Below are 11642 nucleotides of genomic sequence, written 5' to 3'. Positions count from 1 at the left end.
CAGTCTTCCCCCCACGGAAAGATCGCGAACGACGATCATGTATACGGTGAAAAAGGGTGGTCAGGGCCGCTCTGAGGCGTGTCCATGGCCAAAGGAGTGAGGGGCGGAGTATTTCGCACGGGTGTGCGGGGTCGCAAGGGCTTACCGGAGGGGCCGCGCGTCTCGCCGGGGGTCAGTGCAGCAGCGTCGCCGGACTGCCTCCGTTCGCCTCGTACCCCGCGACCGCCAGCGCCCGGTACAGCGCGTAGTCCGCCGCCGGGTCGGAGGTGAGGGTCCAGGGGAGGGCGCCCACGTGGCCGTCGACGTGGACGAGCTGGTTCATGGCCTCCGACCAGCGCTCGGAGCGGACCAGGAACAGGATCAGCAGATGGCGGACATGGGCCAGCATCGGATCGTCGGGGCGCGCCGCGTGCACCGCGAACAGGGCGCCGTGGATCGCCTTGGTGACGACCTCGCTCTCGTAGAAGCCCTGCACCAGGTTCACCTCGGGCAGGTGCTCGAAGACCGCGAAGAGCGGCATGGCCGCCAGCAGCGAACCCTGCGGCGCTCGGGCGGCGGCCGCCTCGGCGAAGGAGTACGCCAGCTCCCGCGAGCCGTCCCACTTCTCGCACCAGTAGTGCAGGGCCGCCAGGTGCGCGCCCATGTGCGCCGGGGCCCGGTCGAGGATCTTCAGCCACAGCTGCTCGAACTCCTCGCGGGAGTACCGCAGCCCGCGTGCCACCGACAGCTCGATGATGTACGGGATCGGGTCGCCCGGGGCCAGCAGCGCCGCGTCACCACACGCCGACCTGGCCTCCTCCATGATGATGCGGAAGTCGTCCGTGCCCGGCGTCGACGTCCGCCACGCCTGCTGCACCAGGAACTCCGCGTGCACCGCCGCGCCGCCCGCGTCCTTGGGGGCCTCCGCGCGCCACACCCGCAGCCACTGTCCGCCCGGCGTCTCGCCCACCCCACCGGGACGCTGCGCCAGCTCCAGCGCCGCCGCGCCCGCGAACGCCTGCACCCGCTGCCATCTGACCTCGCCGACCGCGTCCGTAGCGGCCAGCAGCTGCTTCGCCGCGCGGTAGTCCTGGGACCGCTGCACCACGTCCAGCACGTCCAGCAGATCCTGGTCGGGCCCCGGCATCCGCACGTCCAGCAGCTCCTGGCGCACGAAACCGTAGTTCGCCGGGTCCGCCGCGTCGGGATGGCCCGCCTCGACCTGCTGAATACCGGCCCGCCGCCGCGCCACGATCGGCCACATCACGAACCCGATCATGAGCATCGCCATCAGGACCCAGAGAATCTCCATGCCACAAGGGTTCCAGACCGCAGTGACAATCGCCCAACCCGGGGGCGGGCCAGGCTGAAGGCCGTGGCGGAGCCCTGTGCTTTCAGGGGCGCGGGGAACTGCGCGGCCGGCCACGACGCACCCGCTGTCGCCACATGCCGGCCGCCCCCACTCCATGAGGCGCCCGGCATCCGCGCGGAGCGCTTAGGCTCGATACCCATGAGCGACACCCACCACAGCCAACACTTCGAGACCCTCGCGATCCACGCGGGCAACACCGCGGATCCCCTCACGGGCGCGGTCGTCCCGCCGATCTACCAGGTCTCGACCTTCAAGCAGGACGGCGTAGGCGGTCTGCGCGGCGGCTACGAGTACAGCCGCAGCGCCAACCCCACCCGCACCGCGCTGGAGGAGAACCTCGCCGCCCTGGAGGGCGGCCGCCGCGGCCTCGCCTTCGCGTCCGGGCTGGCCGCCGAGGACTGCCTGCTGCGTACGCTGCTCAGCCCCGGCGACCACGTGGTCATCCCCGACGACGCGTACGGCGGCACGTTCCGCCTCTTCGCGAAGGTCGTCTCCCGGTGGGGCGTGGACTGGTCGGTGGCCGACACCTCCGACCCCGCGGCCGTCCGTGCCGCCATCACCCCCAAGACGAAGGTCGTCTGGGTGGAGACCCCCTCCAACCCGCTGCTCGGGATCACCGACATCGCGCTCGTCGCCCAGGTCGCCCGTGAGGCCGGCGCGAAGCTGGTCGTCGACAACACCTTCGCCACGCCCTACCTGCAGCAGCCGCTCGCGCTCGGCGCGGACGTCGTCGTGCACTCGCTCACCAAGTACATGGGCGGCCATTCCGACGTCGTCGGCGGCGCCCTGATCGTCGGCGACCAGGAGCTGGGCGAGGAACTGGCGTACCACCAGAACGCGATGGGCGCGGTCGCCGGGCCCTTCGACTCCTGGCTGGTGCTGCGCGGCACCAAGACGCTCGCCGTCCGCATGGACCGGCACAGCGAGAACGCCACCAAGGTCGCCGACATGCTGACCCGGCACCCGCGCGTGTCGAGCGTGCTCTACCCGGGCCTGCCCGAGCACCCCGGGCACGAGGTCGCCGCCAAGCAGATGAAGGCGTTCGGCGGCATGGTGTCGTTCCGGGTCACCGGTGGCGAGGAGGCGGCCGTCGCGGTCTGCGACCGCGCCAAGGTGTTCACCCTCGGGGAGTCCCTGGGCGGCGTCGAGTCCCTGATCGAGCACCCGGGACGCATGACGCACGCCTCGGCCGCCGGCTCGGCCCTGGAGGTGCCCGCCGACCTCGTCCGCCTCTCCGTGGGCATCGAGAACGTCGACGACCTCCTGGAGGACCTCCAGCAGGCCCTGGGCTAGGCACCCCGAACGCGACCGGGATCGTTCCCGGTCGCGCCCCATCGGTCGCCCACCGGTGGCTCACCAGTCGACCACCGGTGGGGTCGTCGTCGACGGCGGCTCCACCCAGGGGCGGGTCGTCAGCGCCCACACGAGGAACGCGACCACGGCCGCCGTCAGCACCAGCCACAGCAGACGGCGGGCCAGCGTCCGGCGCCGCAGCATGCGCCCGCCGCGTCGCATCGCCGCCGTGCACAGGTCGGGCGGCACCTGGACCGGCCCGCGCTCCAGGATCAGCCGTACGGCCGTCTCGCGCTCCCGCAGACTCATGACGGCGCCACCTCCACCACCTTCTGGGCGGCGACCTCGCGCGGGGGATGCAACACGGTCGCCATCGCGCGCAGACAGATCGTCCGCACCCGCTCGACGGGCAGCCCGAGCAGCGCCGCCGTCTGTTCCTCGGCGACCCCCTCGTAGAGCCGGAGCACCAGGATCAGCCGCTCCTGGGGACCGAGGACGCGCAGGACGCCCCCGCGCGTGTGGCGGAAGAGGGCGTGGTGGTGCCAGGCCGCGCGCGCGAATCGGAGGGCCAGCTGCTGACGGGTCCGGTCGTAGGGGTCCTCACCGCGCAGCCGGTCCCAGGTGGCGTACGTATGGGCGAGGGCGTGCGTCAGCAGCCGCCGCGCGCGCGGGTTGTCGTCCTGCGTCTCCGCCGTGAGCAGGGTGGCGGTCCGCAGCAGCCGCCCCGCCGCACCCGCGACGAACGCCTCGAACTCCTGGGCCCGGCGGGCGCCTTGGGCCACATGCCGATCTCGCACCGCGCCTCCCGCCTGAGGCCGACCCTGAGGGGAACGGGGCCCGGCCGCCCACGGTTCGGTCCGCCGCGCACGGTGGTGTCCGCCGTCCACGACGAGGCCCCGGTCTCATATGAGGCCAGGAGCGGGGGCGCGGTCAAGGGTCAGGAGGGCGACGGTGCCTCCGGCGCCGCCGCCATGCGGGTGGAGAGCGCCGTGTTGAAACGGGTGAGGAGGGAGCAGAACGCCTCGCGCTCCTCGGGGGCCCAGTCCTGGGTGAGTTCGGCCATCAGCTGACGCCTGGAGGAACGTACCTCCTCAAGGCGGGCGAGCCCGCGGGGCGACAGCTGGAGCACCACCGCCCGGCCGTCCTCCGGGTGTGAGGTGCGCTTGACGAGTCCGGTGTCCACGAGCGGCGCCACCTGACGGGTGACCGTCGAGGAGTCGATCCCCATGCTCGCCGCGAGCGCCTTGACACCCATCGGGCCTTCGTTGTCGAGGCGGTTGAGCAGCAGGTACGCGGCACGGTCCATGGAGTTGCGCACCTGCCCGACGCCGCCGAGCCGGGTCTGTTCGGCACGGCGCGCGAACACCGCGACCTCGTGCTGCAGCGTGTCGAGAAGACCGGTGTCACCGACGGTCGTCATGTCCATCGACATTTCAGGTGTTGTGGGCATGGCCAAAGGCTCAATTCATGCGTGGGGCGCTGGGTTGGGGGACAGAGTACGCGGACCGGGCGCGGGGTGTACCGGCGCCGCTGAAACCCGTCCCGCGCCTTGGTCACACCCGCGTTCCACCGCTGTGAACTGCGAGACTGGTGGTCATGAGCTACAGCACGGCTGACTCCTTTCCGGTGGTGACGCTCGACGACGTGCGCGGCGCACAGAAGATGCTTACCGGCGTCGCACGTGTCACCGCGATGGAGGGCAGCAGGCATCTGTCGCAGCTCGTCGGCGCGCCGGTGCACCTCAAGTGCGAGAACCTCCAGCGGACGGGCTCGTTCAAACTGCGCGGCGCGTACGTCCGCATCGCGGGTCTGCTGCCCGAGGAGCGCGCCGCCGGTGTCGTCGCCGCGAGCGCCGGCAACCACGCCCAGGGGGTCGCCCTCGCGTCCTCCCTGCTCGGGGTGCGCTCCACGGTCTTCATGCCGAAGGGCGCCCCGCTGCCCAAGATCAGCGCGACCGAGGAGTACGGCGCCGAGGTGCGGCTGCACGGCACGGTGGTCGACGAGACGCTGGCCGCGGCCCAGGAGTACGCGGCCGAGACCGGCGCGGTGTTCATCCACCCGTTCGACCACCATGACGTCATCGCCGGCCAGGGCACGGTCGGCCTGGAGATCCTGGAGCAGTGCCCGGAGGTGCGGACGATCGTCGTCGGGGTCGGCGGCGGAGGGCTCGCGGCGGGCATCGCGGTCGCGGTGAAGGCGCTGCGGCCGGACGTGCGGGTCATCGGCGTCCAGGCGGAGGGCGCCGCCGCGTATCCGCCGTCGCTGGCCGCCGGGCGGCCCGTGGCGGTGCAGAACCCGGCGACGATGGCCGACGGCATCAAGGTCGGACGGCCCGGCGACGTGCCGTTCGGGATCATCGCCGACCTGGTGGACGAGATCCGCACGGTCTCGGAGTACGACCTCTCCAGCGCCCTGCTGCTCTGTCTGGAGCGGGCCAAGCTGGTCGTCGAACCGGCCGGCGCCAGCCCCGTCGCGGCCCTGCTGCGCGACCCGGAGTCCTTCGAGGGCCCGGTCGTCGCGGTGCTCTCCGGCGGCAACGTCGACCCGCTGCTGATGCAGCGCATCCTGCGCCACGGCATGGCCGCCGGCGGCCGCTACCTCCAGGTACGCCTCCGGCTCACCGACCGCCCCGGCGCCCTCGCGACGCTCCTCGGGGTGCTGTCGGCGGTCGACGCCAACGTCCTGGACGTGAGCCACGTACGCACCGACCCCCGGCTCGGGCTCACCGAGGTGGAGGTCGAACTGCACCTGGAGACCAGGGGCCCGAAGCACTGCGCGGAGGTCAACCTCGCCCTGCGGCAGGCGGGTTACACCGTCCTCGACTGATGCCGCACGACCGGGCCCCGGCACCGAAGGGTGCCGGGGCCCGGACCGAGCGAGGGACGTGCGGTCAGCTCTGGTAGGGCACGGCCTTGAGGATCTTCACCGAGGCGAGCTTGCCGTTCGGCAGCTCGTACTGGGCGTCCTCGCCGACCTTCTTGCCGATCACGCCCGAGCCGAGCGGGGACTGCGGCGAGTAGGTCTCGATGTCGGAGCTGGCGTACTCCCGGGAGGCGAGCAGGAAGGTCACGGTGTCGTCCTCGTCGCCGTCGAAGGCGATCGTCACGACCATGCCGGGAGCCACCGCGCCGTCCGCCGACGCCGGCGCCTCGCCGACCTTCGCGTTCTCCAGGAGCTGGGTCAGCTGGCGCACACGGAGCTCCTGCTTGCCCTGCTCCTCCTTGGCCGCGTGGTACCCGCCGTTCTCGCGCAGGTCGCCCTCCTCGCGCGCGGCCGCGATCTTGGCGGCGATCTCCGTGCGCGCAGGACCAGACAGGTACTCCAGCTCGGCCCTGAGCTGGTTGTACGCCTCCTGGGTCAGCCAGGTGACGTTCTCGCTGGTCTGGGTCACAGGTGCTCCTCGTAGGTACTGGGAATACAAAGCATCGCCCTACCCAGAAGAATGTTCCTTCACGAGTGGGCGAAACCACGAGCCTAACAATTCAGTGGCGGAAGGGGGAGGACATAAACCACAAGCGTTACGTCGACGCAGGTCAGGGCCGAGGTACGGGGAGCCGATGGCTCGGCCGCGGGCCCGGCCCGGGGGCGCGGCGGGCCGGTATCAGCCGGCGTGACAGCCGAGCAGCTCGGCGGTGGTGCCGCGCGCCGTCGTCCTCAGGGTGACGACCTCGTCGATGTCCGTGGTGGCGGCGTCGAAGCGGAAGTCCGCCCGGCCCACCTCGGCGCCGTCCGCGGACTGGGAGCGCACGGTGCAGTAGCCCTCGACACCGGCGTCCTTGTCGCCCCTGAGGTGCACCTTCACCGAGGTCGCCGAGGTATCGAAGGTGTAGATCTCGACGCTGATCCTGTTGCCGGCGACGTAGTGGTAGGCGAACCAGCCGACGAGGACGAGGAGGGCAGCGGCCAGGACACTGCCGACGATCACGAGCTTGCGGTCCGCGCGCTCGTCCGCGGAGCGGCCGTAGCGACCCTCGGGAAGCCGTGTGCCCGCCGTCGTCATGGTCGCCCTCTCTGATCCGGACCGGGAATATCCCACCCCCCGATGCCGTCACTATAGAAGCCCCCCGCCCAGCGCCTGACGGCCGCCCCACACGGGTGTCCGCGCGGGGCGGCAGTATGGACTCACCGGATCGCGCCGGGCCGAGTCACCGATCGTTCAGGCCGGGCGCCGACTTACGAGGGAATGAGTCTTGACTGACCAGCTGCGACTGATGGCCGTGCACGCACACCCCGACGACGAGTCGAGCAAGGGTGCGGCCACCATGGCGAAGTATGTGTCCGAGGGGGTGGACGTGCTGGTCGTGACCTGCACGGGCGGGGAGCGCGGCTCCATCCTCAATCCGAAACTGCAGGGCGACAAGTACATCGAGGAGCACATTCACGAGGTACGCAAGAAGGAGATGGACGAGGCCCGCGAGATCCTCGGCGTCGGCCAGGAGTGGCTCGGCTTCGTCGACTCCGGCCTCCCGGAGGGCGACCCCCTCCCGCCTCTTCCCGACGGCTGCTTCGCCCTGGAGGACGTCGACAAGGCGGCCGGCGAGCTGGTCCGCAGGATCCGCGCGTTCCGGCCCCAGGTGATCACCACCTACGACGAGAACGGCGGGTACCCGCACCCCGACCACATCATGACCCACAAGATCTCGATGGTGGCGTTCGAGGGCGCGGCGGACACCGAGCGGTACCCGGAGGCCGAGTACGGCCCGGCGTACCAGCCGCAGAAGCTCTACTACAACCAGGGCTTCAACCGCCCGCGCACCGAGGCGCTTCACAACGCCCTGCTGGAGCGCGGCCTGGAGTCCCCGTACGGCGACTGGCTCAAGCGCTGGGACGAGTCCGACCACAAGGACCGCACCCTCACCACGCACGTGCCCTGCGCCGAGTTCTTCGAGATCCGTGACAAGGCCCTCATCGCCCACGCCACGCAGATCGACCCCGACGGCGGCTGGTTCCGGGTCCCGATGGAGATCCAGAAGGAGGTCTGGCCGACCGAGGAGTACGAGCTCGCGAAGTCCCTCGTGGACACCTCGCTCCCGGAGGACGACCTCTTTGCGGGCATCCGCTAGCCCTGGGGGACAATGCCAGGCATGAGCGTAAGCCTGGCAGTCACACACCTCGTCCCCCTCGCCAAGGAGCTGGACGAGGACAAGGTCACCCCCGGCGTCCTCGGTTTCATCGTCTTCGCGGTGATGGCCCTGGCCGTCTGGGGCCTGATGAAGTCCATGAACAAGCACATGGGCAAGGTCGACTTCAAGGAGTCGTCGGACCCGGACGCCTCCGTCGAGGAGACGGCGACGGGCGCGGCCGGGAGGACGACTCCGGCGAAGGGCTGACCGCGAAGGACCGACCGCCGACGTGACGGCTCGCCGGGCGGGCCGTGTGACACCGCGAGGTGCCACACGGTCACGCCCTGTCGTCGCGGGGCCACAGAGCCTTCCAGCACTCCCTCACCCGTGCCCCACGCCCGACACCGGCACCCCCATCACCTCGCGCGCATGGCGGTTCGGCACCATGCCGAGGGTCCAGGCCCGCCAGCCGCTCTCCAGATTGACGCCCCGCTCCAGGAGGAGCTGGTAGGCCTCGATGTACTCGGTGAGTTTCTCGTCGCGCAGGGGATGGTCCGTGCGCGAGAGATGGGCCAGGTCCTCCTGGGCGACGGCCGTGCCGATCTCCACGCCGCCGGGAGCCGCGTAGGGCAGCAGGGTGCACTTGAGGAAGCGGGCCCAGTCCTCGCCCCGGCGGTCGCCGTAGGAGGCGAAGAGACGGGTGGCCTCCTCGCAGAGGGCCAGTGCCTGCGGGGTGCGGGTGTTGCCCGCGTCCACGACCGCCAGTTCCAGGCAGGTCCAGGCCTCGCCGTGGGCGACGCCGATGCGCTGGAAGTCGGCGCGCGCGTCGACCAGGAGCTGACGGGCGAAGCCGGAGTTGCGCAGCGAGCCGGTCTGCACGGCCCGCTGGTCGCGGGTGACCCGGGCGGAGTGGTGACGGGCACAGGCCAGGCCGTACACGTCCCGCATCCGGGAGAACATCGTCCGGGAGCGCTCCAGCTCGCGGACCGCCTGGTCCAGGTTGCCGGTCTCCTCCAGGGCCTGCCCCAGGTAGTAGCCGGACCAGGCCTCGCCGCGCGCGTCCTCGTTGTCGCGGTGGCGCGAGACGGCCTGGCGCAGACCGTCGACGGCCGCCGAGGGGTCCCCGGCCACGAGACGGGCGCGGGCCAGCTGCGTCATCGACCAGGCCTCGCCCCGGGGGTCTCGGGTACGGCCGAACAGGTCGAGCGCCGTGCGCAGTTCGGTCTCCGCGCGCGGTATCTCGCCCATACGCAACAGCAGTTGGCCCAGCTGGTAGTAGGCCCAGCCCTCGCCGTGCAGGGACTCCTGCTGACGGTGCAGGACCAGCGCCCGCGTCAACAGGTCCAGCGAGTCCGCCAGATGGGAGCGGTCGCGTTCCACCGCCGCGAGGGCGTGCATCGTCCACGCGCGGTCCGCCGCCAGCTCGGGGGCCGACTGCATCTGCAGGGCCTCCAGCAGCTTCTCCGCCGCCTCCGTCAGATTGCCCTGGTGGTGCAGGGTGATGCCCAGGGAGCACAGGGCACGGGCGGCGCCCGCGTCGTGGTTGGTCTCCATGTACAGGTTGACCACCGACGCCAGCGTCGTCCGTGACTTGTCCAGCTCGCCCAGCTGACGGGCCGCGATACCCGTACGCCACTGCACGGACCGGGTCAGCAGCCCCTGCCCCACGGACTGGGCCAGCTCGTTGAGCTCGCCGAGACGGTAGAGGTCGCCGCGCAGCAGGCAGTAGTCGCACAGGGCGCCCAGCAGACTGAGCACGGCCGCCTCGTTCACGCCCTCCGCGTGCCGGAGCGTGGAGGTGATGAAGCTGGTCTCGTCGTCCAGCCAGCGCAGCGCCTCCTCCAGCGACACGAAGCCGTGCTGGCCGAAGCGGTCCGAGCGGGTCGACATGTTGCCGTCGACCAGGCGCAGGACGGAGTCGGCCAGATCCGCGTAGGTGACGATGAGGCGTTCCTGCGCGGCCGTGCGCTCGCTCGGCTCCTCCTCGTCGAGGAGGCGGGCGTGGGCGAAGGCACGGACCAGGTCGTGCAGGCGGTAGCGGTTGCCGTGCACGTGGTCGATCAGGCCCGCGCGGGCGAGCGCCGTGAGGTGACGGGTCGCCTCCGTCTCGTCGGTGGCGAGGAGCGAGGCGGCCGCCGCCGCGCCCAGCGACGCCCGTCCCGCCAGCGCCAGGCGGCGCAGCAGCTTGCGGGACAGCTCCGACTGGTCGGTGTAGCGGAGCCAGAGGGCCCGCTCGATCGGCTCGACCGGGCCGTACGCGCCCAGGTCCGTGGCCAGTTGGCCGGGTGTGCGCGGGCCGAGGGACGAGCCGGCGATGCGCAGGGCGAGCGGCAGACCGCCGCACAGGTGCCGGATCCGGGCGACGGACTCCGTGTCGTACGAGCCGGAGCGCACCCCCGAGGACGGCCCCGCGCCGGTGCCCGCGCTCGCGTTCGCTCCCGCGACGGCTCCGGCGCTCGCTCCCGCCGACAGCGCCGCGCCGTCCTGGGCCGCCGTGCTCAGCAGTTCGTGCGTGCCGTCGGCGTCGAGCGCCTCGACGGGGAGCTGGTGGACCCAGGCGGGCAGGTCGGCGGGCAGGGCGAGCGGGGAGCGGGCGGTGACCAGCACGAGACTGTCGGAACGCTCGGGGACGAGGGCGCGGACCTGCTCGGGGTCGGAGGCGTCGTCCAGGACGATGGTCACCGGCACGGTGGTCAGATGCTGGTGGTACAGCTCGCTGAGCCGTTTGACCTGCTGGTCCTGGGAGGTCCGCTCACGGAAGAGCAGCTGGTCGCGGGGGGCGCCGAGACGATTCAGCAGATGCATCAGCGCGTCCCGGGTCGACAGCGGCGGCTCCTGGGGGCTGTCGGCACGCAGATCGACCACACAGGCGCCCCGGAAGTAGTCCCGCAGCTCATGGGCGGCGCGGACGGCGAGGGCGGTGCGGCCGGAGCCGGACGCGCCGTGCAGCACGACGACGGTCGGCCGGGTCTCGGTCTCCGCTCGGGCCGCCTGCACCCACTGGCGGATCTTCCCCATCTCCGCCCGGCGGCCCGCGAACCGGTCGTCGGCCTCGGGGAGTTGGGCGAACGACTGCTCCAGCACGTTGCGCCGCCGGGCCGCCGCGCTCTTGTCGGCGCCGCGCAGCCGGGGCGCCGTCTTCTTCGCCGTCGCCGTCGACGCGGCGAGGACGCGCTGCTGGTCCAGGAACGGGCGTATCCCGCGCACCTCCAGCGCCGTCAGCCACTGCAGCCGCAGCTGCTCGGGGCCGCCGGGCTGGCTCAGAGTGCCCGCGTGGTGGTGGGCGGCGGGGAGGTGAGAGGCGGTGACCTTCAGGACCGTGGCCACGGCGCTCGCGATGCCGACGATCACGCCGGTGCTCACGGCGGTGCCGGGGGCGACGCCGAAGGAGAGGTCGGCGACGACCGCCGCGCCGGCGGCGACGGCCGCGACCAGCAGGGGAGTGCCGGAACCCTCCTTCGCGTAGCGCTGGCGGAAGGTGGGGCGGCCGGCCTCGGACTCGTCCAGGGCGCGGGTGTACGTCTCGTACTCCTCGGCCGCGTTCTGCGCCATCGAGTCCAGGGAGGCGCGGGCGCGGCCGAGCAGGACCACTCCGTCGGTACGGCCGCCCGATCTGCGGACCTCCTCCTCGACCGCCCGGACCAACAGCCGTTCGGCCTCCCCCCGGTGGCTGTCCCGCATCACGCTTCCCCCTTCGCCGAGACGGTTGCCTCCGGCCAGTGTGCGGGGATCGGTGCGTGTAGGCGAGAGGGCGTGATCGTGGGCGGGGGCCAGGGGACGGGGATTCGCCGTAGGAGGTCGGGTTGTCGGCCGGGCGTGGGTGGGGCGTGGTCGCTCGCGCCCACGCGGCGGAACCGCACATCGACACAGCCCGCGCCCCTTACGGGGCGCGGCCCGTGCTGAGCCGCGATTCATGGGTACTGGGGAATGATGGT

11 protein-coding genes are annotated in these 11642 nt (G+C 71.8%); 4 read left to right on the top strand and 7 right to left on the bottom strand.

The genetic code is table 11. The features are described from left to right. Positions 1 to 172: 172 nt before the first annotated feature. A complete protein-coding gene (locus tag P8T65_RS16400; RefSeq protein ID WP_316726093.1) occupies positions 173 to 1291 on the bottom strand; it encodes a hypothetical protein in 1119 nt (372 codons plus the stop codon). 198 nt (positions 1292 to 1489) lie between these two features. On the opposite strand from P8T65_RS16400, the gene P8T65_RS16395 reads away from it, so the two are divergent. Further along, the gene (locus P8T65_RS16395; protein ID WP_184904226.1) at positions 1490 to 2644 is read left to right on the top strand and encodes a cystathionine gamma-synthase; all 1155 of its coding nucleotides are present in this window, start codon (positions 1490 to 1492) and stop codon (positions 2642 to 2644) included. 60 nt (positions 2645 to 2704) lie between these two features. Here the strand turns inward: P8T65_RS16395 and P8T65_RS16390 are convergent, their stop codons facing one another. From P8T65_RS16390 to P8T65_RS16380, 3 genes are all read right to left on the bottom strand, one after another. Continuing rightward, positions 2705 to 2953, bottom strand: a complete 249-nt coding sequence (locus P8T65_RS16390) for a hypothetical protein (RefSeq protein WP_184904224.1) — start codon at positions 2951 to 2953, stop codon at positions 2705 to 2707. Next, positions 2950 to 3441 (bottom strand): sigma factor-like helix-turn-helix DNA-binding protein, encoded by a 492-nt coding sequence (locus P8T65_RS16385; RefSeq protein WP_316726092.1) that lies wholly within the window; start codon positions 3439 to 3441, stop codon positions 2950 to 2952. The genes P8T65_RS16390 and P8T65_RS16385 overlap by 4 nt, the downstream gene beginning before the upstream one ends. Before the next feature lie 140 nt (positions 3442 to 3581). Then, a complete protein-coding gene (locus P8T65_RS16380) occupies positions 3582 to 4076 on the bottom strand; it encodes a MarR family winged helix-turn-helix transcriptional regulator (RefSeq protein ID WP_184906451.1) in 495 nt (164 codons plus the stop codon). A 164-nt stretch (positions 4077 to 4240) separates the two neighbouring features. Between P8T65_RS16380 and ilvA the strand changes: the two genes are divergently transcribed. Further along, positions 4241 to 5470 carry a threonine ammonia-lyase gene (gene ilvA, locus P8T65_RS16375; protein ID WP_316726091.1) on the top strand — a complete coding sequence of 410 codons (1230 nt, stop codon included), beginning with the start codon at positions 4241 to 4243 and terminating at the stop codon, positions 5468 to 5470. Between the two features lie 64 nt (positions 5471 to 5534). On the opposite strand, the gene greA is transcribed toward ilvA, so the two are convergent. Together greA and P8T65_RS16365 are read right to left on the bottom strand one after the other, a co-directional pair. Further along, a complete protein-coding gene (gene greA / locus P8T65_RS16370; RefSeq protein WP_230219785.1) occupies positions 5535 to 6035 on the bottom strand; it encodes a transcription elongation factor GreA in 501 nt (166 codons plus the stop codon). Positions 6036 to 6245: 210 nt separating this feature from the next. Then, positions 6246 to 6644: a DUF4307 domain-containing protein gene (locus P8T65_RS16365; RefSeq protein WP_316726090.1), complete on the bottom strand. Its 399-nt coding sequence runs from the start codon at positions 6642 to 6644 to the stop codon at positions 6246 to 6248. Positions 6645 to 6855: 211 nt separating this feature from the next. Here P8T65_RS16365 and mca point away from each other — a divergent pair, with 211 nt between their 5' ends. Continuing rightward, a complete protein-coding gene (gene mca / locus P8T65_RS16360; protein ID WP_184906449.1) occupies positions 6856 to 7707 on the top strand; it encodes a mycothiol conjugate amidase Mca in 852 nt (283 codons plus the stop codon). A 21-nt stretch (positions 7708 to 7728) separates the two neighbouring features. Next, a complete protein-coding gene (locus P8T65_RS16355) occupies positions 7729 to 7974 on the top strand; it encodes a hypothetical protein (RefSeq protein ID WP_316726089.1) in 246 nt (81 codons plus the stop codon). A gap of 114 nt (positions 7975 to 8088) precedes the next feature. On the opposite strand, the gene P8T65_RS16350 is transcribed toward P8T65_RS16355, so the two are convergent. Beyond that, positions 8089 to 11388 (bottom strand): tetratricopeptide repeat protein, encoded by a 3300-nt coding sequence (locus P8T65_RS16350; RefSeq protein ID WP_316726088.1) that lies wholly within the window; start codon positions 11386 to 11388, stop codon positions 8089 to 8091. Positions 11389 to 11642 lie beyond the last annotated feature (254 nt).

This window comes from Streptomyces sp. 11x1 (assembly GCF_032598905.1).
In the GTDB taxonomy this organism is placed as follows: Bacteria; Actinomycetota; Actinomycetes; order Streptomycetales; family Streptomycetaceae; genus Streptomyces.
Note: the sequence above shows the minus strand (reverse complement) of the source record. Positions and strands in the feature narration are given on the sequence as shown.

Bases quoted from the DNA above. Each gene is read 5' to 3' on its own strand.
- P8T65_RS16400 (WP_316726093.1), bottom strand. From the start codon at position 1,291: ATGGAGATTCTCTGGGTCCTGATGGCGATGCTCATGATCGGGTTCGTG.
- P8T65_RS16395 (WP_184904226.1), top strand. From the start codon at position 1,490: ATGAGCGACACCCACCACAGCCAACACTTCGAGACCCTCGCGATCCAC.
- P8T65_RS16390 (WP_184904224.1), bottom strand. From the start codon at position 2,953: ATGAGTCTGCGGGAGCGCGAGACGGCCGTACGGCTGATCCTGGAGCGC.
- P8T65_RS16380 (WP_184906451.1), bottom strand. From the start codon at position 4,076: ATGTCGATGGACATGACGACCGTCGGTGACACCGGTCTTCTCGACACG.
- ilvA (WP_316726091.1), top strand. From the start codon at position 4,241: ATGAGCTACAGCACGGCTGACTCCTTTCCGGTGGTGACGCTCGACGAC.
- P8T65_RS16365 (WP_316726090.1), bottom strand. From the start codon at position 6,644: ATGACGACGGCGGGCACACGGCTTCCCGAGGGTCGCTACGGCCGCTCC.
- mca (WP_184906449.1), top strand. From the start codon at position 6,856: ATGGCCGTGCACGCACACCCCGACGACGAGTCGAGCAAGGGTGCGGCC.
- P8T65_RS16355 (WP_316726089.1), top strand. From the start codon at position 7,729: ATGAGCGTAAGCCTGGCAGTCACACACCTCGTCCCCCTCGCCAAGGAG.
- P8T65_RS16350 (WP_316726088.1), bottom strand. From the start codon at position 11,388: ATGCGGGACAGCCACCGGGGGGAGGCCGAACGGCTGTTGGTCCGGGCG.